General features: G+C 37.8%; 27 protein-coding genes. 18 read left to right on the top strand and 9 right to left on the bottom strand.

From position 1 onward, the window contains the following. On the top strand, positions 1–693 hold a 693-nt coding region (locus EA341_RS04080; protein WP_293011562.1), incomplete at its 5' end, for a S41 family peptidase. A 210-nt stretch (positions 694–903) separates the two neighbouring features. Here the strand turns inward: EA341_RS04080 and EA341_RS04075 are convergent. From EA341_RS04075 to EA341_RS04060, 4 genes are all read right to left on the bottom strand, one after another. Beyond that, complete coding sequence (locus tag EA341_RS04075) at positions 904–2028, bottom strand: DUF1080 domain-containing protein (protein WP_367126931.1); 1125 nt, start codon at positions 2026–2028, stop codon at positions 904–906. 102 nt (positions 2029–2130) lie between these two features. Next, entirely contained in the window at positions 2131–2691 is a 561-nt protein-coding gene (locus EA341_RS04070) for a hypothetical protein (protein ID WP_293011560.1), read from the bottom strand. A gap of 34 nt (positions 2692–2725) precedes the next feature. Next, the gene (locus tag EA341_RS04065; protein WP_293011558.1) at positions 2726–3013 is read right to left on the bottom strand and encodes a hypothetical protein; all 288 of its coding nucleotides are present in this window, start codon (positions 3011–3013) and stop codon (positions 2726–2728) included. Positions 3014–3271: 258 nt separating this feature from the next. Next, a complete protein-coding gene (locus EA341_RS04060) occupies positions 3272–3799 on the bottom strand; it encodes a hypothetical protein (RefSeq protein WP_293011557.1) in 528 nt (175 codons plus the stop codon). A gap of 424 nt (positions 3800–4223) precedes the next feature. Here EA341_RS04060 and EA341_RS04055 point away from each other — a divergent pair, with 424 nt between their 5' ends. The 7 genes from EA341_RS04055 (at position 4224) to EA341_RS04025 (ending at position 10527) form a co-directional block, all read left to right on the top strand. Beyond that, positions 4224–6236 (top strand): tetratricopeptide repeat protein, encoded by a 2013-nt coding sequence (locus EA341_RS04055; protein ID WP_293011555.1) that lies wholly within the window; start codon positions 4224–4226, stop codon positions 6234–6236. 23 nt (positions 6237–6259) lie between these two features. Then, positions 6260–7024 carry a LytTR family DNA-binding domain-containing protein gene (locus EA341_RS04050; RefSeq protein WP_293011553.1) on the top strand — a complete coding sequence of 255 codons (765 nt, stop codon included), beginning with the start codon at positions 6260–6262 and terminating at the stop codon, positions 7022–7024. A gap of 247 nt (positions 7025–7271) precedes the next feature. Then, on the top strand, positions 7272–7565 hold the full coding sequence (locus EA341_RS04045) for a Bor family protein (RefSeq protein WP_293011551.1): 294 nt from the start codon (positions 7272–7274) through the stop codon (positions 7563–7565). 41 nt (positions 7566–7606) lie between these two features. Continuing rightward, positions 7607–7810, top strand: a complete 204-nt coding sequence (locus tag EA341_RS04040; protein ID WP_293011549.1) for a hypothetical protein — start codon at positions 7607–7609, stop codon at positions 7808–7810. A gap of 89 nt (positions 7811–7899) precedes the next feature. Continuing rightward, positions 7900–8439: a hypothetical protein gene (locus EA341_RS04035; protein WP_293011547.1), complete on the top strand. Its 540-nt coding sequence runs from the start codon at positions 7900–7902 to the stop codon at positions 8437–8439. A gap of 114 nt (positions 8440–8553) precedes the next feature. Beyond that, positions 8554–9792 (top strand): DUF4236 domain-containing protein, encoded by a 1239-nt coding sequence (locus EA341_RS04030; RefSeq protein ID WP_293011545.1) that lies wholly within the window; start codon positions 8554–8556, stop codon positions 9790–9792. 483 nt (positions 9793–10275) lie between these two features. Continuing rightward, positions 10276–10527 (top strand): hypothetical protein, encoded by a 252-nt coding sequence (locus tag EA341_RS04025; RefSeq protein WP_293011543.1) that lies wholly within the window; start codon positions 10276–10278, stop codon positions 10525–10527. A 253-nt stretch (positions 10528–10780) separates the two neighbouring features. Here EA341_RS04025 and EA341_RS04020 read toward each other — a convergent pair whose 3' ends face one another. From EA341_RS04020 to EA341_RS04005, 5 genes are read right to left on the bottom strand one after another with little or no spacing between them, the layout of a single operon-like run. Then, positions 10781–11515 (bottom strand): response regulator, encoded by a 735-nt coding sequence (locus EA341_RS04020; RefSeq protein ID WP_293011541.1) that lies wholly within the window; start codon positions 11513–11515, stop codon positions 10781–10783. A gap of 23 nt (positions 11516–11538) precedes the next feature. After that, positions 11539–11919 carry a sensor histidine kinase gene (locus EA341_RS04015; protein WP_293011539.1) on the bottom strand — a complete coding sequence of 127 codons (381 nt, stop codon included), beginning with the start codon at positions 11917–11919 and terminating at the stop codon, positions 11539–11541. 24 nt (positions 11920–11943) lie between these two features. Then, the gene (locus EA341_RS18995) at positions 11944–12144 is read right to left on the bottom strand and encodes a histidine kinase dimerization/phosphoacceptor domain -containing protein (RefSeq protein ID WP_367126924.1); all 201 of its coding nucleotides are present in this window, start codon (positions 12142–12144) and stop codon (positions 11944–11946) included. Positions 12145–12157: 13 nt separating this feature from the next. Beyond that, positions 12158–12592 carry a hypothetical protein gene (locus EA341_RS04010; RefSeq protein WP_293011537.1) on the bottom strand — a complete coding sequence of 145 codons (435 nt, stop codon included), beginning with the start codon at positions 12590–12592 and terminating at the stop codon, positions 12158–12160. 41 nt (positions 12593–12633) lie between these two features. Then, the gene (locus tag EA341_RS04005; RefSeq protein WP_293011536.1) at positions 12634–13071 is read right to left on the bottom strand and encodes a tetratricopeptide repeat protein; all 438 of its coding nucleotides are present in this window, start codon (positions 13069–13071) and stop codon (positions 12634–12636) included. Positions 13072–13731: 660 nt separating this feature from the next. Between EA341_RS04005 and EA341_RS18990 the strand changes: the two genes are divergently transcribed. The 10 genes from EA341_RS18990 to EA341_RS03960 all read left to right on the top strand — a co-directional run. Continuing rightward, complete coding sequence (locus EA341_RS18990; RefSeq protein ID WP_367126921.1) at positions 13732–13866, top strand: DUF418 domain-containing protein; 135 nt, start codon at positions 13732–13734, stop codon at positions 13864–13866. 450 nt (positions 13867–14316) lie between these two features. Further along, positions 14317–16260: a histidine kinase dimerization/phosphoacceptor domain -containing protein gene (locus EA341_RS04000; protein WP_293011534.1), complete on the top strand. Its 1944-nt coding sequence runs from the start codon at positions 14317–14319 to the stop codon at positions 16258–16260. Between the two features lie 375 nt (positions 16261–16635). Further along, positions 16636–19053 (top strand): TonB-dependent receptor family protein, encoded by a 2418-nt coding sequence (locus EA341_RS03995; RefSeq protein WP_293011532.1) that lies wholly within the window; start codon positions 16636–16638, stop codon positions 19051–19053. 150 nt (positions 19054–19203) lie between these two features. Beyond that, positions 19204–19974, top strand: coding sequence for a tetratricopeptide repeat protein (locus EA341_RS03990; protein WP_293011530.1), 771 nt, complete (start codon positions 19204–19206; stop codon positions 19972–19974). 144 nt (positions 19975–20118) lie between these two features. After that, positions 20119–20727: an SDR family oxidoreductase gene (locus EA341_RS03985; protein ID WP_293011564.1), complete on the top strand. Its 609-nt coding sequence runs from the start codon at positions 20119–20121 to the stop codon at positions 20725–20727. Positions 20728–20856: 129 nt separating this feature from the next. Further along, entirely contained in the window at positions 20857–21462 is a 606-nt protein-coding gene (locus tag EA341_RS03980; RefSeq protein WP_293011528.1) for a 2,4'-dihydroxyacetophenone dioxygenase family protein, read from the top strand. A 362-nt stretch (positions 21463–21824) separates the two neighbouring features. Continuing rightward, on the top strand, positions 21825–22403 hold the full coding sequence (locus EA341_RS03975; protein WP_293011526.1) for a DUF2306 domain-containing protein: 579 nt from the start codon (positions 21825–21827) through the stop codon (positions 22401–22403). Between the two features lie 146 nt (positions 22404–22549). Then, positions 22550–22738: a hypothetical protein gene (locus tag EA341_RS03970; RefSeq protein WP_293011524.1), complete on the top strand. Its 189-nt coding sequence runs from the start codon at positions 22550–22552 to the stop codon at positions 22736–22738. Between the two features lie 635 nt (positions 22739–23373). Next, entirely contained in the window at positions 23374–25434 is a 2061-nt protein-coding gene (locus tag EA341_RS03965; RefSeq protein ID WP_293011522.1) for a PQQ-dependent dehydrogenase, methanol/ethanol family, read from the top strand. A gap of 76 nt (positions 25435–25510) precedes the next feature. Further along, positions 25511–26203, top strand: a 693-nt coding sequence (locus EA341_RS03960; protein ID WP_293011520.1) for a gamma-glutamyltransferase, incomplete at its 3' end; no start/stop codon positions are given.

Genomic DNA, 26203 nt, shown 5'->3' with positions numbered 1-26203 from the left:
ATCGGAACCTTTATGGATTCAGAGGTTATTGATTTTGAACCATGGTTGGAAGATGCGTTTTGGGAGATAAAGGAAAACAATGTCAGTGATTTGATAATTGATCTGAGGGACAATGGAGGAGGTAATGATTTATATGCCATCAAACTTTTGAAATATTTGGTAAATGAACCTTTCTCGTTCCATCGTTCACTGCGTTCCTCCACAGACCAATATACTTTTCTTTCTTACACAGAAGAAGGGGAATCACTGAATTCAATAATGTCACAGATAGTAAATAAGGACTCATCAGGGAATTTTTTTTTACAAGACAGTCATCCTACACTTGGATTAAAAAGTCCATATTCTGATGTTTATCAAGGTAAGACTTATTTTTTGATCAATGGCAAAACTTTTTCAACGGCAGCTGATTTTGCTGCATTAGCCAGAGAGTATCAATTAGGTATGTTTGTTGGAGAGGAAACTGGTGGCACTTTTGAAGGGAATACGAGCAATGGAGAGATTGTTTTGAACCTGCCCAATTCCAAAATAAGAATAGTGATACCTCTTTTTCAAATTCAAAATGCGGTTTCCCAAACTCCTGTAAAAGGAAGGGGAATAATTCCAGATATTAAAGTCAATTATACTATAGAGGATTTTATCAGAATTAAGGATCTTGAAATTGAAATTGCGATGACTCTGATAAACGATAAGTAATATTCGCTATTGTGATAGATATTTCTTGTATGCGCTATAACGTTTGCTATCACCAATAATAGTTGATAGCATGCCGAAATAGAATGATATCATCAATATTGTTGATATATTTCAATTAAAACTAAAGAATTTTTTATAAATCCAATCCACCCAAAGGGCCTATTCCCAATACAAATCTCTTTGCCTAATAGGACTTAAAAGTTGGAGTCTTTATTTAGCTGGAGTAAGTATAATTCTCCGGAATTCTACAGGTCCATGATCACCCTGCAGCATGATCGGGCCTGGCAAGGCTTCATGACTGTCCAAAGCTCCCCCTGTAATTCCCGGTATGACCTGATCGCAGATAATGGTTTTGCCATTGGCTACAATGGTCAGGCGTCTTCCTATCAGGGTAATCTCAAAAGTCTGCCATTCCCCAGCAGATTTGGCCACCATTTCATTGGGAGTCAAAAAGCCATACACTCCACCAAACAAAACAGATGAGGCTTCCTTGCCTTTATCATCCTGGATCTGAACCTCATATCGCCCTCTTAGAAAAATCCCACTGTTACTGCCTTCAGGGTACCTAAACTCTACATCCAATTTGAAATCGTCGAACTTCTGATCTGAAATCAGGTTAGCCCCTGATGCCTCACTGGTAAGAATACCATTGACTATCTTCCATTGGTTTTGATCCTTATCGGCATACCAACCCTCCAGGTTTTCTCCATTAAAAAGCATGATGGGTGCGGCCCAGGTTGGATTTCCTTCCCGCTTCAAAGAAGGTGCTCTCTCACCTACAAAATCGTATGTTCCTCCGGAAGGATGATGTATCCTGCCTCTCAGCTTTCCATTTTCAACTACAGCCTCAAAATCAAGATCCTTGTCGGTATCCTGCCATTGCGGTGGGATACTGAAACTGACCTTGCCATTTTCAAAATTGACCTGCGAAATGGGTCTTGCACTGCCATCATCACCTACAAATTGTCCTGTCAGAACTTTGAAGCCTGAAAGCTTCACCTCCAGCCAGGAAGGGGCTTCCTTCCCATCCTTATCCATGGTTATGTTCCAGCGCCCAATAATATCCTCATTTTCTGCAGTAGACGTCATGGTAGTATGAGGATTGGGTTCATTAACGGAAAAACCCACAGTATTATTGACCCCAGTGAAAGTCCCATCCAAATTGTCCTCTTTATCAGGATAAGCTTCGGCATTGAGTTCCTTATACGTTTTCCTCTTTTTGTTTTCTTCTTTTTCCTTTTGGGCAAAACCATCGGAACCGAAAAAGAAAAGTACAGCCATGACTGCGGTAAAAGATTTGAGGCGATTGATACTTATTAAATACGGTAGTTTCATATTCTTATTTAAAGTTGAATCCAAGTAAAGATTCAATTTATAGAAATAGTAAGGAAAATGAAACTGATGTAGTGAATTTGCCTCAAATCTTTTTTAAGTGTTTTAATTCATCCGTTTACTTGCGGTAAATTCTCCAATTACTTCTATTTCTCCTGTTACATTGAAATTATCATCTGTTTTTGCTACAGAAAAATTAAAACTACCTTCCACCCTATTTTCAGATGAGGAAGTGATTGTTAGTGTTCCGCCATATCCTTCTGATAAAGTCGAATATTCTTCTGAAGCCATAAAATCACCTTCTGGAATGTGCGTATATATTGCTGTAAAAACAGCAGCACTATTTGGTTCAAAACCAATCTCATAAGTTCCAGGTGAAGGTCTTGATACATCTGATGAGGATGAAGTTAACATCAGCTGAAGACTAAGGCTTTGAGGATTATTATCGTTCATGCTTATTTCCCATGTGTTGACCCCAAAAGAAGACATCCCATCAAAATCAGCAAAGCCGGATGCCGTAGTCTGAAAATCTCCTGAAACTTCAAGTTGAAAATCGTCTGCGTTTGAAGTTGGGTCAGATCCATTGTCATTGCCATCACATGCCGTTAATAGCAAAACAAGGACAAGCATACTACTTAATGATAGCGTTGTTTTTATAATTTTCATATTTATGATTTCATAGGTTAAATGTGGCTCCAGATTAGGAGCAATCTAAATTGATGATATCTTCAATTTCATCATCATCGTCCCATAAATTACATCGTAGAAGGACGTTTTTTGCATTTTGAGCAGCTTGTTTGAGTGCATTACAATTACTGGTTGTGGCATTTTCTCCATATTCAGTAGCGAGTTCAACCACTCTTGCATAGGCTTCAAAGGCTTCCACATTACAATTGTTAAGATCAGGTTCTGAATCATCATTGCTACATGAGCCACTCAAAAACAAAACGCACAATAGAAGAGCTGATAGACTTTTTATTGATTTCATTTTTTTCGGTTAAAGAATAAATTGAATTTTGTAAAATTCAATTGACTTAAATTTAGTATCGGTTTCAGTTTACCCCAATTTCTATAAGTTTAAAATGGGTGATCTATAAGATCTATAAATCACCATTCCTTTTTTAAAAGAATTTTGTTCAGGGATTTCAATGGCTTGTTTTTCAATTCTCGTTAGACCCTTATTTTGAACAAGACATATTTCATCAATTATTCTAAAATAAAGGATTCCTGTATTTGGGGTTTTGGATCAATTGATCTTAAAAACTACACCTAGATTCAGCCATGCCCAAGTGTTTCCTATCTCTCCATAAACTCCGAATTTTTCAGAGAGATAATACCTGGCACCTGCATGAAATGAGAGAAAAGCTCCTCCGGTAGCAAATGCTGTCCCCTCAAAATTGAAATTCCTGTAATATAATCCCAAACCTCCGTATAGGTCTAAATTGTCTTTCTCAAGCTCCAAAAGCTCTGCAAAATGGAAGGAGCCCCTTACCCCAAAAGTAGTCAATGAATAAAAATTATATCCTACATAGCCGAATTCCGCCCCTACTCCAATAACACCTTTTTCAAGGCTGGCGACCCCATACTCTGCTCCTACTCCTATTGGCAAACCAAAACCACCGCCCCATAGACCTGCTGCATAGGTACTTCCCAGCCCTAGACCAGCGTTCAAAACCAAGTCCTTTTCCTTAAAAGCCTGAGCCTGCACATGTGTGACAATAGGAAATAAGAATAATGCAATGAGAGCTACTCTGAAAATTTTTTTCTGTACCATGATTGAAATATTGATTTAGTGATGTGAATATTAGAGTTTCAAAAATTACTTTTCACTCTTTCTCAAATATAAATCAATATAATATTTTAAAAAAACTGATTATTAACTCTATTTATATTTTAAAAAAGTAACTTACCCAATTAATAATTGATTTATAATCATAACTCACCCGCAAAGCAATAATTCTAACTGAGATGGTTCAAAAATATTTTTTGATTTTTTCTATAAATAATTTACCAAAAGATACAATCCTTTAAAAAACATACTTTCTGGTAAAATCGATTGATACTTTTATTTTTACCTAAAATGGATGAGGTTTTATTTGGAAAACCGAACTATATTTAGCTTTTTAAGGGGTGATTAATCTTTAGAGAGTCTATATAAATAAAAGGTTAAACCCAATTATAAATTTAAATAGTATAAAATGCAGTTTAAACATTTTTTCCTGTCATTGATTCTTTCACTCTTCTTTTTTTCTGTACAGGCCAATGATGAATTAGACAGTCTACGCAACGTAATCAGCATTTCCGAAGATGATTCTATCAAAATCCGGACAGCAATGCACCTTGCCAGACAAATCCACCGTCTTGATCCTGCTGATACTGAAGATTTTTATTTTGCCAATTTAGCTGTGGAATTGGCAGAGAATCATTCAGACACTTTATTATTTGCTGAAAGCCTGGACAATCTTGGCTTGTTGTACAGGTATCATTCTCAGTTCGCAAAATCCATCCCTTTGCATATCCGGGCAGTAAGCTTGGTCAGAGATATGGATGTAGATCCTTATTTCAAGATGCGCTTTGCCAACAATGCAGGGGTTTCCGCTCGATACGATCAGGCTTACGATCTGGCTGTGGAATATTACCTATTTGCCCTCAAAATAGCAGAGGAGAACAATGACCTGAGAAATATCGCTATTGCTTCAAATGGACTTGGCAATTCCCTTAGTTATATAGAAGGAAAAAGTGAGGAAGCGCTTGAATTTTATATGAAAGCACTTCAAACTGAAGAAGAAAGAGGAAATACCCTGGGAATGGCTATGAATTACCTCTCCATTGCCAGTTATTACTCCAGAAAAAAGGAATATATAACCGCAAGGGAATACTTGGACGAATTGCTGATCATCAACACAGAAAGAAAGGATCAGCACGGGATCGGCATGACCTATGAATACTATGGACACAGCTATTTGGAAGAGGGGGGAAATCTTCAACTTGCAGAAGACTATTATCAAAAAGCACTTGGGGTATTTGAGGAATTAGGTCAGGAACACAAAGTAGCAAGCATGCTCATTGCTCTTGGTGAAGTCAATTCACAGACAGGAAAAACTGCAAAAAGCCTGGAATACTTACGGCAAGCACACCAAATGGCCAAAGCGCTCAATAATAAAGCACTTATCATGGAAAGTGCCCGGTTGATATCAGAAACATATGAGGCCAATGGCAATTTTGCACAGGCATTGGCTTATTTCAAAACAGCCCAGGCTTATAAAGACAGCTTGAGCCTGACCGAACAGGAGGCTACCATCGCCGGATTACGTATGGAGTACGATTTTGAAAAGAAAGAAGCTGAACTCAGTTTATTACAAAGCGATAAAGAGCTTCAGGAACAACAGTTTTTGGTTGCTGAAGAAAAATTCAAAAGGGAAAAAACAATGCTTTTTGGTTTAATTTTAGCCATCCTAGCAATCACCTTGGTGATTATCCTAAGTCTTAGAAACCTCAATCTCAAGAAAAATCTTGCCATTCAGCAAGAAGAACAAAAGAGACAAGAACTTGAGTCAGCATATCAATACAACCTGTTGCAGGCTGAGATCTTGGCCACTCGTATGCAAATGAATCCACACTTTTTATTCAATTGTCTCAATTCAATCAAGCTCCTTATCCAAAAAGACCAAAAGAAAGGAGCAATCAAATACCTGACCACCTTGAGTAGGTTTATAAGAGACATTCTTCAGACTGGAAAGATGACCACAGTTACACTGGAAGAAGAACTTGAACTTACCAAAAAATACATTCAGCTTGAAGAAAACCGTTTTCAGGAGAAATTTGACTTTGAATTCTGTCTCAAGGATATTTCTCTTGAGGACCTCAAAAACACTAAGGTTCCTCCAATGATTTTACAGCCTTTCGTGGAAAACTCCATTTGGCATGGCTTGCTTCCAAGTGATGCGGACCTTAAAAAACTTCGTATTGCCATCACCAAAGATAAAGATGGGGTAACGATTTCAATAAGAGACAATGGGGTGGGAAGACAAATGAAACCTGTCAAAACATCCTCCAAACACAAAAGTATGGGAGTAACCATTACCCAACAAAGGATGGAACTATTCAATAAAATTACCAAAATAAATATGAACATGACTACATTGGACCACACGGATGAACACCACAAACCCAATGGAACCGAAGTTCAAATTCATTTGGAAGAAGCTTGAAGAACCCAAATAATAAATCAATCATGAACATTGCCATAGTAGATGATGAGAAACACTGTATCGAGAGCCTTGAATTGGACCTGGAATCATTGTCGCTCAACCACCACATCATATACAAGACTTCCAAACCCATGGAAGCCCTGCAAGAACTTCCCAAACTAAAAGTGGATATCCTGTTTTTAGATGTGGAAATGCCCCAGCTAAATGGTTTTGAGTTGCTTGATCAATTGGGGGAATTTGATTTTGATGTAATCTTTACGACTGCTTACAGTGAATATGCCCTGCAGGCATTTAAAAACAAGGCATTTAATTTTTTACTGAAACCTGTTGATGTGGATGAATTGGAGGAAGTCCTGGCAGACTGGCAAAAAGACAATCAAAAAAGAGCTTACCTGATGAATGAATCCGCTGTGAAGGAACTTTTGGCTAAAATCAAGAATGAAGGTTTTGTGAAAAGTAAAATCGCTATCCCCACTGTGAATGGTTTTGAATTCCTCAAAACAGAGGAAATTCTATATTGCCAAAGTGAAAACAATTATACTAAAATATTTCTGAGCACGGGAGAAACCAAGCTGATCAGCAAGACCCTCAAAGATGTAGAAAAAACGCTCAGCAATTATATGTTTTTAAGGATCCACCAAAGCTACCTTATCAACCCCAAATATCTCAAACAATACAATAAAACGGATGGTGGCTATGTAGTCATGGACGATGGGAATTCATTACCGGTTAGTAAACAAAAAAGATATTTGTTGATAGAGTTTTTTGACATCATAAGTAGAAGTTGACCTTTGCTGTACTTGGCCTGAAGGTGACCTCTATCTGTTAAAGGTGAAATTCTAATCGAGAATCGCAGTACAATAACTATCTATTTTAAACTAGTTTTTTATTTCTATAATTGTATTTCAATTATAATATTCAGTTATATTAGTATATAATTAGTAAATAGAGTTTTCTTGATGTGTAGGTTCTAAAACAAACCAAAACAAATTGAAAATTCATCTTAATCAATTTTATTAACTAAATTTTAACATTATGAAAAGACAATTTTACAGTCTTCTTATGGCAGGACTTTTACTCGTAGGGACGAGTTCATGCTACACTTATCAGTTCAGCGTTGGGAATGGTGCACAAACTGGTGCAACTGTTACTCAGAAAAACCATTACCTTATTTACGGATTGGCACCGATCGGCACCTCTGATCCTAAGCAAATGGCAAACGGAGCAGCTGATTATGACGTACACATTCAGCATACTTTTGTGGATGGTTTACTTAACATGATCACCTTTGGAATCTATACGCCAACTACGACTAAAGTAACAAGATAATAACCTAAAGGGGAAGTGAAAGCTTCCCCTTCTCTAAGACAATGAGAAACTTTATTCTTATTATATCCTTGCTTTTGCTTACCATAGGCATGTATAATTTCTTCAAGTACATTGGTGACTTTTCTGAACTGAGCGCTTATGGCAAAGGGTATTTGGCAGGAAGCATCATCTTTATTCTCTTGGGAGGAACACTTTCTTTTTTGATCGTCAGAAAGAAAATACAAGGTTCTCAAATTCCAGAATAACAATTCATATCCATTTAACTCCTATGTAAAGATTTTCAAAAGAAGTCTTCCGGGGATTACTTTATCCTTTTTTATCAAAAAAATCAACAATGAAAAATCACATTATCAGTTCAATTTTACTAATTCTATTTTCAAGTTTATTATTCAGTTCCTGTGTTGAAGACGATACAGACATCAATGAGAACACTCAGACAAATTCAAATTTTAAAGCTTCTGACGCTGTTACTGGAGAATTTGAAGCCAACGGCTCTTTTGTAGCCCAATACATCCCTGAATTTGAGCTGTATGTCAATGGCTTTGATTTTTATGATGGATCCAATGAGGCCAACTCTGAGTTTTTGATTGGAATACAGATGTATGATGAAGATGAAATTGAGCTCACTACTGGATTATATTCTTTAAGAGACTCCTATTTAGCAGGTGGAGATTTAGGTAGAATGGGTGTCGGAGTAACCTGGTGGGATGAGAATAGAAACGCTACTATATTTTCTGAAGTGGAACAAGGCGTGCTTCGCATCAGAGGGATTTCAGATACTCGAATTTGGGGTGATTTCAACTTTGATATAGTTTCTCCACAATCAGGCGATCGGTTGGTTGTCAGAGAGGGCAGTTTTGATATCAGAAGGTGAAATATTTTTTAAAAACCTAGCGAGGCAGGGGTGACCTCGCTATTTTTTTATCGTTTTTCTTGAATCCTCACCAAAGCACTAAGGATTTGCTGAATTTTTGATTTATTATTACCTATGGCTTTTTACTTAAGAAAAGGAATCAATTTTGGACCACTAAGGGTAAACCTTTCAAAAAGTGGTTTAGGCCTTTCCGCTGGCGTTACAGGTGCTCGGATTGGCATCAATTCTCAGGGTAGGTCTTACGTGCATGGAGGCAGACATGGACTTTATTACAGGAAAAATCTCGGAGCAGTGGGTCCAGGTACGAAACCATCCATTGGGCAGAGACAAAGTGTAACTGAAGAAGAAATTTTTACCGACACCGGCTTGACGTATGCTGCCAATACAGCATTGGATAAAAAAGAAGTACTTTTTCCTGATATTTTCCAGAAAAACAACCCTTTGTTACTTGTTGGTGGTTTTTCCTTTTTGGGCATAAGTCTGCTGATGGGAGACCTTAGTCTCAAGTTAGGAGTTGCTGTTATAGGTCTATTTATGTTGATTTATTACAACAAACAGAGAAGCAAACGAAATAACATACTGTTGGCTTTTGATACTTTAAAAAATCTTAAACCACTGGATCAAAATCAGATTTCCTGGAAAAAAAATACTGATAACCTAGATCATAAATCCAAAGCAGAGCTTGCACCAATCATTCTCAATTCATGGCTTGAAAAACAACTTACTGAAGGCGAAATTTTGAATTTAAATGAGCTTTCCGAATTCCTACCCATTGAAAAAGAGCTTATACAGGAAATCGCAATCTCCCAATACACTGAAGCTGTGGAGTTCGTGTTGGCTGATCATCAACTTAACCATTCAGAACAGGAACTCATCTCTAAAATTGAATCCTCATGGGGTATTCCCGAAAGCATGATTCATGCTGAAAAAGAACTTATAGAAAAATTTCAGCGCTTGAGACAATTACAGATTGAACCTTTAACTCCGGTAAAGCTTAGCAGGACAGCAGTGGGCAAAGAACAGGCCTTCTTTGAGGCCCAGGGAAGATTATTACAGCAAAGAATTCTGGAAACCTGGCAAGCTGATAAGGTCCGATACAAGACCGTGGGCTTTCAGCTGGATATGGAGGGCACCATCAGAGTAACCGATAGGGTATTGGAAATTCAAGAGGGAAGAAATACGAGGTCCTACCCTATTAGAAAAGTCCGGGATATTTATCTGGACACTAAGGGCGGAGCAGTCGAAATTTTTATAGAAGGAAGGAAAAATCCTTTGATCATGACCTCTCCCCTATTATTTGAGTTTGCAGGCATACTGCAAAAGGTGATCACAGATGGCACTGATGCTTCTTAAAACCCAAAAATAACCTAAAAGATTTATTTAGCAACCCCCTATTTTTCTACTATATAAAGCTCAAAAAGATAGGGAATTTAATCAAATTATATCTCTCCGATCAGGAATTGGAGAGGTTAAAGGCGCTTTTTTCAGAAGATGATCTCTTAGACTTTGTCCTCAAAACCCAAATTGAAGCTATTTCCTGCACAGGTTTTATCCGAATGGAGATTTATAGAATTTTACATCTTAATTTGTTATAATCTCCTACTTCCAGATTTGTAAGCGACGCTCCATTCCGGTTTAAACCCGGAGATTTCATAGCAATAGGAAGTATTGTGGAACTGAACTATCTAATCTATTTGGGATTGAAAATGGACAACTGATTCAGGTTATAGAACTAATACCAATCGCACAAATTCTGATCTGAATCCAAAATTAACTTCTGGATTTTGGGAATGGTAGCATTAGCTTTACTTTTGCTTTTCAATAAAATAACATGATATGTTTGACAGTCCCGACTACCCTGGCCCTCTTGAAGAATCACTTTTTGAAAATTGGTTAGTTGATGGAAGGGAAAGCATCATTCCATATGCATATTTATTGGTGATATGGGATGAATTAGACTCCGAATATAGGGTTGCATATGCCGAGAACCGCTCAGAAATACAGAAATTTGCCCGCTATGGCAACTCCCCTGAGCACAGGACTTTGGTTGCTGCTTATGACCTCTATTCTGAAGGAAGAATTCTTTAATCTCAGGTAAAAAAAATATGTATACGGAATGATGCCAGTAGTTAATAAAATATCTGCTTTTTGATTCATTTTGGTCCGCTACACCCACGTTATTTCTTGATAACCCATCCAGGTTTGTCAAGACTGACCTAATGCAAATATCAATATTAGAACTTGAGCTCACTGACAAAACAGCGTTCAATCATAAAAGCTCTAAATAAGCAAAGCCTAAGTCCGTATTTATTATTGGAATCATTCATTTCTTTTTTTGTCCTTATATTCTCTTTAAGGCTGACAGTAAACTATCCTTATACATTTTACTCACAGGAATAATTTTTCTGTTGATTTCTAAATGATTTTCGGCAACTGCATCGAGTTTTTTCAGGTTTACTATGAAGGACCTGTGGACCCTCAAAAAACAATTATTCATTACTTTTTCAGAAAATGTATTTAAGGTATTCACCAAAACATATTGTTGTTCGGCGGTGTAAATATTACAGTAATTTCTATCTGCCTCCACATAATGAATGTCCTCCAGCATCAGTTTAATTAATTTGCCATTGTTTCTGATAAAAATTCTATCCTCCAAACTTTCAACAAAAGTATTTTGCTCTGATAAATTATTTTGTCGATCCTTGATTTTTTCTACCACCAAAGCAATAGTCCTTTCTAAATTTACCTTATTGAAAGGTTTGGAAATAAAGGCATAAGGATTGGTTTCCTTTGCTTTTTGAAAAGAGGTATCATCTGTATTTGCTGTAAGGTAAATTAAGGCCACATCGCTATCTTCCTTAATAATCCTAGCCGTTTCAATACCGTTGATCTCCCCTTTCAAATTAATATCCATCAAGATCATATCAGGATGATTTTCTCGGTTATGATTGATGGCATCCTCCCCTCTAGACTCAATACCGGTCACTTCATATCCCAATTTTGAAAGTTGGAGAGAAATGTTTGCAGCTATAATCATATCATCTTCTACAATCAAAACCTTAATAACTCTATTCATTATGCTACTTTTTTAAAGTGAAATCAAAAATTTATTTCAGCCCCTTTGATCGTTGTTGATGACATTTTACCTTCAAATTGTTTGGTCAATAAATTGATCAATTGGCTGCCAAATCCAGAACCTTCAACCTCTTTCAAATCTTGCATCCCAATTCCATCATCTTTCACTTTCAAATTTAGAAAGAAACTGTTTTTACTTAAGTGAATGGCAATTTCACCTTCCCGATTATCGTATAAGGCATATTTAAGCGAATTTGTAATCAGCTCATTGACAATTAACACAAGGGGTATTGCATTTTCCACGTCCATTTCCAAAAGCTCCATATCACAATGAAAAATAATTCTGTCTGAAGTATTAAATGAATCAATAACAAACCCTACCAAATTAGAGAAGTAGTTCTTCATCTCAATAACTGCAATATTTTCCTCTTAATTCAATTTTTGATGAATCATTCCCCTACAATGTACACGATTCTGACTTTCTAACATAATTTCTTGTAATTCACGGCTTTCAATTTGCGAAGCTTGCAAGGCAAGAAGACTTGATACAGTTTCAAGATTATTTTTTACTCTATGGTGAATTTCTTTTAGTAGAAATCCTTTTTCCTTATTTTTTTGATCTAAAAGCAAACTGTATTTCTCTTTACACGCAAAAAATCCATATAAAAAAAAATAAAAAAATAATCATGAGGCTTGTAAGAGCCAGTATAAATAACTGAATTGTTCCCTGTTCCCTTAGCTTTGCCTTTTGAAGTAATATGGTACTCTCCTTCTGATTTACTTCCATTTCAGTTTGAAGTTCAGTAAGCCTTTGATCTGCCTCTGCATTGAAAATAAGCTGAGTCAGTTCATGGTATTTTTTAAAAGATTCAAAAGACTTTTGGACATTATTACTTCCTTCATATGCCAAACTCAATTTCTTATAAATCAGACTTAAATAAAAATTACCACCAAAATCTATATCTGCAGTATTAATGCTGCTTTTCAGATACCTTATTGCTGAGTTAAAGTCACCCTCTTGATTTTTCAACTTCACTAGTGAAAGCGGCGAGCGGACAACCATAAAATCATTTTCCATTAATTCCGCATATTTCAAGGCCTCTTTTCCTGATTCCTCTGCTACCTTATAGTTTTCAGTCTGTCTATAAAGTTTGCTAAGGGCATATAAGAATCACTTAGGTTCTTGTAGAATTTATATTTTTCGCTAATCGCGATTGATCTCTGAAAATAACATAAAGCCTCATCGTGCCTTTTAAGCTCCAAAAGATTGTTGCCTAAAACGTGAAAGGTAAAATCAAAATCCACATCAAATATCCCCCTATCCTCAAAAAGCACAATGGGTTTTTTCCCATACTCAACACCTTTTACGTACTTACCAAGTTTCCAAAACAGATTACTCATATCCGAATAAGCCATTGCCATCAACCTTAAAATATCATCCCTGATTTTTGATACTCCATACTCCATAACATTCAGATAATCGGAACCAAAATCATCGGTTTCATCAAGAATCCGCTTATACTCAGGGTTTTGATTTTTGAAAGATGATTGAGACAAAAGAATATTTAGAAAAAAATCAAAAAACACTGAATAAAAATTGTTTTATACTATAAGTGTAGCGATATAAATGATTTCAAAAGATAGTAATTTACATTTTAGGATTTATTCGGAAAGTAATTCCACCCATTGGGACAGTTTGTAGCTACGTTCGTCCCTGATCATTTTTTAATAAGGCCTTATTAATAGAAATTAAAATTTATAAAATAAATGGCTATGAAAACACCTTTGAATGATCATTTGAGATTATCAATAAAAATTACCCTTCAGTATTGCTCTATTACCTTCTCAGCTATTGGTATTGCTGCCGAACAGTAGAAAAGTCGGTAAGGTAAAGAAAGAGGAGCTTCAGGACGCTTTCAGGTCATCTTTGGAAATACTTGGAATTATGTCCATTACCTATATAAAGATATAAGTGTCTGCAAGGCATGAAATAAAACAAAAATTCTTATTTGTTTAGTTGATAGAGACTTGGGGGGAGGAATCGAAAAATTTAATCGGTTTCAAACCCCATTTCTTTGACTTAAAGACTGCAAACCAAGACTGCAAGTACAAGCCCTACCATCAATTACCTGATACATCCTGGCATTTGCATTTTTGTATTTACGAGGGTAGGATTTGGTATCTTTGGTCAGTTGGAGCGATTCGAATTACTGGTATGTGGTATTTCCTACCTGGATTTTCCGGTTGATAGCAAACCCGATTTGGTTGCGGTATTATCATTTAGGACCTGTTGAGTGGTTATGGAGAAGTTTGAGTTACCAGCAAAAACCCCCACTCAAAGAAGCTACTTGAATTGGTTAATTCGCTGGAAAAGCAAAAGAAATTTTAATGGACTTACGGATTTTCAATTAAGGAATAAATATTTGTATACATGGAGTATAACAAACATATTTTTTTCATGGGGTTTAATTCAATTAACCCTGCAAAGAATATTTTATAGAAATATCCCCCACTTTTAACTCTGAATGTTAAACAAAAACAAATCTATTATATAACGATTACCTGCACATAAATAGCATTTCCAATTATCTAAAATTCACCTGATTTTTTAATTGAATATGTTTTGGTTATAAAAAATTCAAAATTTTTCACATCTTTAAGAAATGGCTAAATGCTATAATTTTGGAAATTCATAAAAAAACCGAAGAAATTTTCTAAAGATCTTACGAGATTCCCGGTTAAAGGAAATTAAATCCAAATTAATTTCTATGATACATCAAACGAACAATATCATAAACTCAAATGAAAACTCCCTTTTTTTTCTTTCTTTTTTTCGTATTTGCTACAACTTCTGCTCAAAATCTTTCGCCAGATCAAGTTGCTGATTTGAGTGATACTTTTAGAGAAAAGGCATTATGGTTTAGGGAAATGCAGAATTTCAACCGTGACAGTACAGTTTTTTACCTTGATACCGCTGCTGCCTTACTATATAATAGTAGACCCATTCAATATGAACGTTTGGCCAATTTGTACAGGGATATTACCGACAGGTCCAATAGGTCCCATAACTTTATAGTGGTAGATTCACTTGCACCTATCGGCTGGTCGTATTATGAAAAAATTCCCGACGACCAAAAAGATAAAGTTTTGGGATATGATTTGTTGATCAATTGGGCTTTGATAAAGATTATAAGAGGTGAACCAAAACCAGGACTTGAGCTTTTTGAAAAAGCATTGGGTTTGCTCAAGGAGGACCCAAGACCTGAAATTCAACTCAAGGTTTTGAAAGACAAGGGTAGGTTTTACTATCAATATGGATTGCCTGAAGAGGAAGAAATAGGGGTTCAATACTTAAAGGAAAGCATGATTGGCTATCAGAATTCAGACTATCCGGAAAAGAACGAGGCACTTGTAATTACCTACAAACTGTTGACTTATCATTTTAGAAATTCAAATCCAGATTCTACTGATTTTTACATGGATCGGTTTCAAGAACTCTTACCTGAACTTACCAATCCCTTTCATCATACTTGGTATTATTACTCCATGGGAAATAACCTGATTAACAGGGGGGAATCCGAAGAAGCAAAATCTTATTTGATTGAAAACATAAAACTGTTGGAGGACTATAACTTGACAACTATTGATACTTATCAATTTTCACATTCCCGTTTGGGAGACATTGCCAAAGAAGAAGGCCGCTATGATGATGCAATTAATTATTATGAACAAGCCAAGAATTCATCTATAGAAATCAATACAAAATCAAATACAGCCTATTTTATCAATAAGTTATATAGTGTTTACGAGCAAATGGGTGACTACAGAAAGGCACTTGAACACTACATTGAGTATTCTGAGGTCAATGATATTATCGAATTAGAAAGAAACGAAAGAAGCCTTCGCGAAAGTGAATTGCAGGTGAATCTTCTTCAGCAGGAGAAAGAGCTGTTCACAAAACAGCAACAACAGACTTATTTTCTTTTTGCCCTACTCCTAGGTACCGGATTGCTATTACTATTATATAGAAATTACAGGCTAAAACAAAGAGTCAATCAAAAGCTAGAAGTACTGAATGGAGAATTAGCCAAAAAAAATAAATTGCTTGATAAGCGGAATGCAGAAAATGAATTGTTATTAAAGGAGATTCATCACCGGGTAAAAAACAATATGGAAGTCGTGTCAAGCTTATTGCAACTACAATCCTCTCAGATAGATGACCCTTCGGTACAAGAGGCCATGATTTCCAGCCAGAACAGAGTTCACTCCATGGGGATGATTCACCAAAAACTCTATCAGGGAGATAATCTGGCTTCGATTGAAATGCGTGATTACTTTATCAATTTGAGTGAAAACATCTTAGATTCTTTCAATGTCAATGGTAAAATCAAAGTGGAGTGTAATATGCCAAAATTAGTTCTTGATGTGGACACAGCAATTTCTATTGGTCTGATTACGAATGAGTTGTTGACAAATTCCCTGAAATATGCTTTTGAGGGCAAAGATACAGGAACGATCAAAATCAGCTTAAACCCGATCGCCAAAGAAGCCGAAAAAGAAGTTGACCTCCAGCTGATCATCATGGACGATGGTATTGGGAAAGATCCCAATCAACCCTCCAAAGGGACTGGGTTTGGTACACAGCTAGTTGATCTCTTAACGAGGCAATTGGGTGGTAAATTGACTTATGAAAACAATAATGGAACAATAGTTTCTTTACTTTTTAAGAAAGCGAATATCGCTTAATTATGTATTTAAAATCATGTAAGTTTTAACCTGCCCAAATCCTGGTACTGAAAGGCAGGCAGGCCTTTTTCATATTCGGATTGAAAAGCAAGTGAATACTCCACCAAGTCCCAAAACTCAATTTTTTTTGGCTTTTTAATTTTTCTCCTCACAATATAAATGACATTCATATTCAATTCCTTGTTTGGCTTAGGATTTTAGAGATGACTTGAATAATCCCACTTTCTATTTTTCATTGGGAAAATAAACCCCTGCATTCGGATAGAATAACTACCCTTTAGTCCTTGTTCATAGTTACTTTCACCTGATTATCAGGATATTTCTATTATAAAGTATAGATAAGTATAGATTTTTAAAATGTACCTAAACCATGCTATGAAGAGATTACTTTTGCCAGTTCTGTTTTTCTTGTTGATTACCACGGCTTTTTCCCAGGGAATTATTCAGGGGAAGATTCAAGATTCACAATCCAAAGAGATGTCATTTGCCAATGTATTGCTTTGGAATAAGCCTGATTCCGCTATGGTGAAAGGGGTTGTTTCCGATGAATCTGGAAGCTATATTTTTACTGAAATACCTAAAGGGGAATACTATGTTGAAGTACATATCCTGGGATATGCCAAAACCCATTCACCGGTATTCAGTTTTTTGGGAACAGAAAAGAATAATCTGGCAACAATCATTTTGGTTCAGGAAGACCAAAACCTGGAAGAAGTGACTGTAAATGCCACCCGGCCATTTTTTGAGCTGGAACAGGGGAAAATGGTGGTTAATGTAGCGAACAGCATCTCAGCTGCCGGATTGTCGGTCATCGATGTATTGGACAGGTCTCCGGGGGTCATGGTCAACAGGCAGAGTAATTCCCTTTCCCTATTGGGGAAAAACGGTGTAGTTATCCTAATGAACGGACATAGGTTCAGGATGCCGATAGAGGCCGCCTATCAGATGCTGGCAGGTCTGAATTCGAGTGATGTTGAAAAAATTGAAATTATAACCGTTCCTCCTGCCAACTATGATGCGGATGGCGACGCAGGTTTTATCAATATCGTGATGAAGAAAGACAATGCGATGATAGGCACCAATGGTATCCTGACCATCGGCCAAGGCTATGGATCTGGCTATAATGGCAATATGAGCTTCAGTCTCAACCATCAAGGACCAAAATTCAGCTGGTTCGGCATTTTGTCCTCAACTTATGTAGACCAGGTAGCATTATGGGAAGCCTTTAGAGGCAATAACAATGGATTTGAAGACATTGCAATTGATACCTACACCGATCGGTTTTCCTCAAGAAAGTCCATCAATTATCAGGCAGGATTTGACTACAAATTAAGTACTAGGACCATCTTTAGTGGCTTAGTCAGTGGCTATAATAACCGTTGGGATATGACGGCCCCCAATATTACCAATTCCAATTATTCCATCTCCCCGGACACCCTTTTCAGGATGACAACGGAAGAGGTGAATAAATGGAGCCATATTATGGGCAATATCAATCTTCAACATACTTTTAAAAACGGGCAGGTTCTCAGTACCAATGTGGATTACCTGACCTACAAAAATTCCAATCCCTCCTGGTACACCATTATGAATTACAATGAATCCGATGATTTGATCAGTTCAGAGGAATTCAGAATAACCAAAGATACCCCCATCGAGCTTTGGGTGGCAGATCTTAACCACTCCATGAAAATCGGAAAATCAATAGCTGTTGAATCTGGTGTCAGAGCTACTTTTTCACAATTCACCAATACCGTGGTTTTCGAAGAGAAATTGGAATCAGAATGGTTAATTGATCCAAAATTCACCAATGATGGTCTTCTCAATGAAGATATATTGGCTGCTTTTTCCACCGCTAAAATTGAGTTTGATAAAAAGACAACATTGAATGGAGGACTAAGGTACGAGAACACCAAAACCAATCTGACTACTGTTTTAGGAGAGAAAATCGTTGACAGGCATTACGGGGATTTCTTTCCAACGGCATTTTTATCCAGAAAAATCAATGCCGACAATTTGGTTCAGGTATCCTATGGGCGCAGGATTACCCGTCCTACTTTCAATGAGATGGCACCTTTTGTGTTTTTTTCTGACCCTTTTACCTTTTTTGCTGGAAATGAAAATATACTGCCTACCTATACCAACACTCTCAAAACAGATTATTCCTACAAGAGTATGATCTTCTTTGTGCAGTACAGCACAGATAAGAATGTAATAGCTTCCTTTCAACCTACACTTGATGAAGAGACCAATACCGTGTTCTTAAGAACGGAAAATCTTGATCAAAGGAAGACTCTTGCCATGATGGTTGCTTTTCCCTTGCAAATAACTTCCTGGTGGGAAAGCCAAAACAATTTCACGGCAAATTATCAAAGAGTCAATTCAGAGTTAAATGGGGAGGTTTTTGAGGTTGACCAGAAAGGCATTCAAGTGGTCTTGACCAATACTTTCAACCTTCCTAAAAAATACACCATTGAGTTGATGGGTAATTATAATTCGCCCACCATCAATGGCTATTTCAATTGGCTTTCAAGAGGTTTTGTCAATCTTGGGATCCAAAAAGACTTTGAAAAATCGGGCGTTTTGAGAATTTCCTGCAATGATATCTTTGAAACCAGCCAATTGAGATGGCAATCATTTGAAGGTGCTGATTTGGAAATTACAGGCAGATTCAAGTTTGAAAAAAGGGTATTTATGGCCACCTATACTTACAAGTTTGGCAATAGTAAAATCAAAGGAACAAGGAACAGAAAAGTAGGATCCCAGGAGGAACAAAGGAGAGTTACCAATTGATTTTTTATTGGGAAAATAAATCCATGCATTCGGACAGAAAAACAGCTGCTTCGTCCTTGATTGGTTTCAATTCTAAAAATCAAAAAGTAGATTCAGGTTAATTAATCTCGAGTAAATAGTTTCTATCAGTAACCATTAAATATGAAAAAAATGAAAAATTTATCACTATTTATCCTTCTTCTTATGGTATTTCAGGCAGTCCAAGCCCAAGAATACTTTTTACCTGTATCCACAGCTTCTGATGCAGCCAAGCAATATTATTATGATGCTGTGATTTCTAGTCAACATGCGGATCTCAAGGCTTACAGTGAATCTATACAGAAAGCTGTAAAAGAAGATCCGAATTTCTTTATGGCATATGCGCACCTTGCCCTTAGCATGGCGGGATTAGGTCAAAACGATGGTTTTGAGCAGGTGGCTGGCAAAGCCTTGGCGATCCCGGAAAGCCAATTGAATCCTGCAGAAAAATCCATGCGGAAAGCATTGGAAATATTAAAAAAAGATACCAAAGGAGACTTATCCCCTGTTCTTAACGATTTGGTGACAGCTTATCCTGATGTTCCACAAGTGTATGAAATGGGCGTGGTTGTGAATTATTGGATTCTTAATGATTACCAAGCTGCAGTTGAAAATGGAAAAAAGCTTGTCAAATTAGATCCCAAATGCTCAGCATGTTACAATTTGCTGGGATATGCGCATATGGAGAATGGAGATTTGAAATCAGCCAAATCAGCCTTCAAAAAATACATCAAAATGGCCCCAAATGAAGCAAATGCGTTTGACAGTATGGGTGAATATTATATGAATGTCAAGGACTATAAAAAATCATTCCAACATTATGAAAAAGCCGCTGAACTAGGTATGGAACCTTCTCGGCAAAGAGCCGAAGAGGCTAAGCGTTTAATGTCAGAGAGCAATTAAGTGTTTTAAAAAAAAGACTATACTAAAAAGAAAATTGAGTCTCAGTTTAGTCTTTTTTACTATCCTCTTTGAACAAAAAATTTGCATAAAATGATAAATGATTAAACCTGAATATTTCAACCTAAGACCTGAAGTGGAAAAAGCATTGCTCTAAACCTTGCCGATGAAGGAGTCAACGTGGCCATTTGTGTCCGCGGTGAGGAAGGATTGAAAAAGACTGAAAAAGAGTTGATGGAAAAAGGCGTTAAAGTCATTGCATTAAGCTGCGATGTAGGAAATGCCCAACAGTTAGATGATTTCAGTGACTGGGAAACATCCATCAATGTAGATTTACTAGGAAGTGTGCGAGGCACGAGGAAAGTAATCCCTTGGATGCTTGAGGCAGGCAGTGGTAATATTTTGTTCATATCATCAGGTTCAGGACTTGAAGCGGGTTCGCCTCCTGCCTATGCCGCGGCAAAAGCTGCTATCATTAGCTATTCTAAAACAATAGCTATTCAATTGGCACCAAACAATATCAGAGTTAATACGCTCGCTCCAGGTTCAGTAGAGTTTCCCGGCGGACTTTGGGAAATGGCCAAAACGCATAACCGACCAATGTACGATTGGGCACTCAATTCGATTCATTGCGGAAGACTGGGAACTCCGGACGAAATAGGCAAGGTAGCGACATTCATTGTATCACCTTGTGCCAGTTGGGTTGTTGGAACATGCCTGGCTGTAGATGGCGGACAACGTAAAGCAAATTTATAAAAACGATAATGAGCTTTGAGTATGAAGAAAAACAAGGCTAAACCTACAGGGAAGCGCTTCTAATTTGCTATTGCACCTATGCGCTTACTATTGCCTTTTACTATGATTTAATACTGAAATCAAGACATTATGGAGAGAAGAAAATTTATTTTAGGAACAGCAGCACTTGCCTTAGTGTCTCGCTTTGCAACTGCAGACGACAACAAAAAGTACAGGGATTTCAAATCTAATCCCTCCCTAAACTCAGAATTTGAAATCGGTCAAAAATTAAAAGCTTTATCCCATGCTACTCACATAGGAGAAAATGATTTGCCATATATCGAACTTACACCAGGAATTAAACTGAAATTATTGATGGTAGACCTTGCCGATGGATTATGGATAATTCAGATGAAATTTGAACCTGGAACAGAAATTACTAAACATTACCATACCGGACCAGTGTTAGCGGTTACTTATTCAGGAGAGTGGTATTATAAAGAGTATCCAGATGATAGGAACAAGAAGGGTTCTTTTCTTTATGAACCAGCTCATTCTATGCACACATTGACTGTTCCAGAAAGCAATAGTGAAGTCACTGATATTTGGTTCGCAGTGAGAGGTGCAAATCTGAATATTGATGAAAATGATGAAGTTGAAAGTGTTACAGACGCCAATTCAATATTTGAAACATATAAGCAACTATGTAGCGAACAGAATCTTTCTCATGAAAAGCTAATAATTTATGGGGTATAAATTAACAAAACGGCATCAAAGGCTATCGCAAATGCGGGCTTTTGACAAGGTAATACGGGAATTTTAAAATAATGCAAAAGTGGCGCATTTCTGGACATTGAAAGACAGTAAAGTGGTTGCTTTCCAACAGTATGTTGATACCAAAAAATTACATGATGCATTAAACCAATAAAAGTTTTCCTCTTGCTGACTCCACGCTTTGGAGTTTACACGCCGAACAGCTCTCTGGTCGAAGTCAGATAGCCGAGTTTAAATCTCAGGTTATTCGCCTTTCGATTTGGATAGCGCATCGCATAATATTTATTAAGATGGTCAAAAACCTCATCATTTTCCCGAACAAAACTAAAAATTGGCTGGTACTAATGGCTTGGGTATTTCTGATCATTTTTGCAGGAAAGTTTGTAATCAATGACACCTTACTAAACTATGGATTGGATGAAGATGTATTTGGTAGCTTATGGATCTTAAAATGGCCGCTGATTGGTAATATTTTAGGTGGCCTAATTGCTTTAGTTTTAGGGCCTTTTCAGTTTTGGGAGGGATTCAGAAATCGGTATATAAAAGCCCACCGGTATATGGGGATGGTCTACATCACTGGAATTTTGATTGGAACCATCAGTTCCATTAATTTGGCCCTGACCACTGCCATAGATGTGCATTGGACATTGACTTTGGCTTTGATCGGGTTGGCTGTAGCTTGGATTTCCACCACAGGCATGGCCTTCAGGTTTATTTTACTGAGAAGGATACAATTGCATAAGGAATGGATGGTGAGGAGCTATGTAGTGACCTTTGCCTTTGTATTGTTCCGTTGGCTTAATGAAAGCCCTTATTTTGTAGAAACGGCAAGCTTTATTGAAAGGGGTTCTACTTTGATTTGGATTTCTTGGGTAGTCCCCCTTTTTATCACTGAAATCATTTTACAGTGGAATAAGAAATAAAACTCCTCACACAATCCCTGTCAGTCATTTTCAAGAAAATTATCTTCAGGGCTCTTATTCTCCTGATAGTAGTAATCGATGGATTTTTGGCTTATTTTTAACTTATATGGGACAAGCAATATGACATTCTGTACCCCAACAGCTACTTGACCAAATTTAAAAACGCAGAGGAATGGAAAGCACGTTTTCGTCAGGAAAGAATTATTAATATCTCCCAAATGAATTGGGGTCCTTTTTCTAGAATGACGGATGAAGATTTAGAGGCTCTTTACCTTTACCTGACTAGTTTGGAACCTACTGATGATGATGCAGGAGAGTTGATAATCAAAAAATAAAGGCAAATTTAATTTTAGATAATCTAATTGGGATCAAAAAAATAAACAGCAAGACATTGAAATTTTGATCTCTTATTAAAAAAACTTCTGAAGAGCTTGCCCGCCTTGGCGTGGAATTAATTCGAATCCTAATTAAGGATGCTTTCTATGGAGAATTCCTGAAGGGAATTAATTTGATTAGCCCCACATGACAATGTGGGGTTAATAAGGGTAATCAATCCCTGAATTTCACAACCCTAACGGGCCTGCCTGGCGTCAGACAGGGTTGGATTTGAAAAAATCGGGCTGACCAAAATCCAATCACAACAAATATTCCGGATCGAATTGAATTCCCTTCTCATCCTAAACCCTCCTTCGGAAAATAAAGCCGCTCATTGGGGAAGAAATAGATACGTTTCGTCCTAAGCAGTTGATTTACAATGAATTATTTTAATATTATTAGAAGATAAGGGTTTGCCAAATACCATCGACAATTGGAGACTAATCCAGAAAATAAGTAAAACCATATATGGATACACACAACTCTGCCAGTAAACCGGTAACTCAAAATAAATTTTGCTGTAGTATCATGTCCTGATTGATTAGAATTATAGGTTACTGGGAAGAAAGGATGTAATTACAAAACAAGAAATATTATGAATAAAGGGATTTTTATAATACTCATTGGTTTAATTGCCTTTGCCTGCACCTCAGCAAAAAAGGAAAAAATTGTTACTGAAGAAGACTTGTTGCATGCAGCAGGTAATCCCGGCGAGTGGTTGACCTATGGAGCAAACTATAGTGAAACCCGTTTCAGCAAACTCAATCAAGTCAACGATCAAAATGCCAAAGACCTGGGATTGGCCTGGTATTTTGATATGGACGCTGTCAGAGGGGTAGAAGCTACACCACTTGTCAGTAATGGTATCATGTATGTGACCGGGCCTTGGAGTATACTGTATGCCTTGGATGCCAGGACAGGAGAAAAACTCTGGGAATATGACCCAAAAGTCCCCAAAGAATATGCAGAAAAAGCTTGTTGTGATGTGGTCAACAGGGGTGCGGCACTCTACCAAGGAAAGGTTTTTGTTGCCTCTTTAGATGGACGCTTAGTGGCTATAGACGCCAAAACAGGTAAGAAAGTATGGGAAACATTGACAGTAGATCAATCCATCCCCTATACCATCACAGGTGCACCAAGGGTTATAAAAGGAAATGTAATCATTGGAAACGGTGGTGCAGAATATGGGGTCAGGGGATATATTTCCGCCTATGATGCGGAGACGGGCAAACAGGTTTGGAGATTTTATTCTGTTCCCGGCAATCCTGACTTGCCTTTTGAATCCAAAGCTATGGAAGAGGCTTCCAAAACATGGACAGGCAACTATTGGGAAGCAGGCGGCGGAGGTACCATGTGGGATGCCATGGCCTATGATCCGGAGCTCAATCTGGTGTACGTGGGAACGGGTAACGGCTCGCCATGGAGCAGAAAGCACCGCAGCCCTGATGGAGGGGACAATTTATACCTTTCATCCATCGTCGCCCTCAATCCCGACAATGGGGAATATGTCTGGCACTATCAGACTACTCCCGGCGACAACTGGGATTATACAGCCACGCAACACCTCATTTTAGCTGATCTTGAAATCAATGGGAATAAAAGAAAAGTGATCATGCAGGCCCCTAAAAACGGGTTTTTCTATGTGATCGATAGGACCAATGGAGAATTTATCTCAGGTGAGCCTTTCGTTCCGATCAATTGGGCATCCCATATTGAATATGCAACAGGAAGGCCGGTTGAAAACCCATCCGCAGCTTATAATGATATTCCCTATGAAGCTGTCCCCGGCCCCCACGGTGCTCATAATTGGCATCCTATGGCCTTTAATCCTCAAACAGGACTGGTGTATATTCCTGCGCAGAATATGTCCTTTTTTATGAGTCATGATCCAAAGTATAAGTTCAACGATCCAAGCGAAACCATGGTCATTGCAGCTGGCAATTGGAACACAGGTGTTATGATGGTAGGAGGGAAAAGAGAATATCCCAGTTTTGGAAAGCTTTTGGCCTGGGACCCTGTCAAACAGAAAAAGGTTTGGGAAGTGGAACATTTTGCCCCTGCCAATGGCGGGGTGTTGACTACCGCTGGAAATTTGGTTTTCCAAGGCACTTCAGACGGCCGTTTTGTTGCCTATAATGCCAAAAATGGAGAAAAGCTTTGGGAAAGCCCAACAGGTACAGGAGTCATCGCTGCACCAATAACCTATGAATTGGAGGGTATACAATATATTTCCATTGCAGTTGGCTGGGGAGGATCGGCAGGCTTGACAAATTCCTTTTCCGAAACACAAACTACAGGCAAGGTTTACACCTTCAAACTGGATGGAAAAGAATCGATGCCCGAATTTCCGGAGAAAGTACAAAATCCCAAACTCTCCGGGGTAAGTTATCAAATAGAATCTCAGGAGGACGTGATGCTGGGAGCAAAATTCTACCTCAATTATTGTTATATCTGTCATGGTAATCCTGGTGAGCGGCCAGGAGGAGTCATTCCTAATTTGGGATATTCCCGGACTGAGGTGATTCAGAATTTGGAAGCCTATGTTTTGAACAGGGCTCTGGCAAATAAGGGCATGCCGGATTTTACAGGTAGATTGACAACAGAAGATGTAGACAAAATAAAAGCATTTATTCAGATATCGGTTGATTCAAATTGAAATCAACCATTACAATTATCCTTGAATCTGAGTTTTAAATGGTTTAAGACCCAATTTTATTTAGCTTTTCCCAATTATGAGAACAATTAAATTCCCCAAGATCCTTTCCCTAATTTTTCTTGCGCTCTTTTTTACCCAGTTCTCCCTCGATGCGCAAACCTACGGTAAAAACGGAATGGTGGTCTCCGACAATGTACTTGCCTCTGAAGTGGGAATTGAAATTTTGAAAAAAGGAGGAAATGCGATTGACGCCAGTATTGCGACAGCTTTTGCTTTGGCCGTAACCCACCCCGAGGCCGGAAATATAGGAGGAGGGGGATTTATTGTTTTGATGAAATCGGATGGGGAGGTCACTACTTTTGATTTCAGGGAAAAAGCACCCTTGAAAGCCACTCCTGATTTGTTTCTGGATAGTAACGGAAAACTGATTGAAGGATCCAATCATGAAACCATCAAGGCTGTGGGTGTACCCGGAACTGTTGCCGGATTGTATCTTGCGCACCAAAAATACGGAAGTTTGCCATGGGCCGAGTTGGTCCAACCCTCGGTTTATTTGGCTGAAAATGGCTTCCCCATGACCTGGGGATTGTATCAGGTTGCCCTCCGGATGACCGAAATGGATGATTCATATGACATCATGAAAAACTACTTTCGGAACGATGAAGGCTCAGTGGTGCAGCCAGGTGAAATCTGGAAACAGCCTGCCTTGTCCTCTACCCTTTCTTTGATCAGGGACAAGGGTCATGATGGATTCTACAGAGGAGAAGTT

This window comes from Mongoliibacter sp. (assembly GCF_007692705.1).
Lineage (GTDB): Bacteria > Bacteroidota > Bacteroidia > Cytophagales > Cyclobacteriaceae > Mongoliibacter.
Note: the sequence above shows the minus strand (reverse complement) of the source record. Positions and strands in the feature narration are given on the sequence as shown.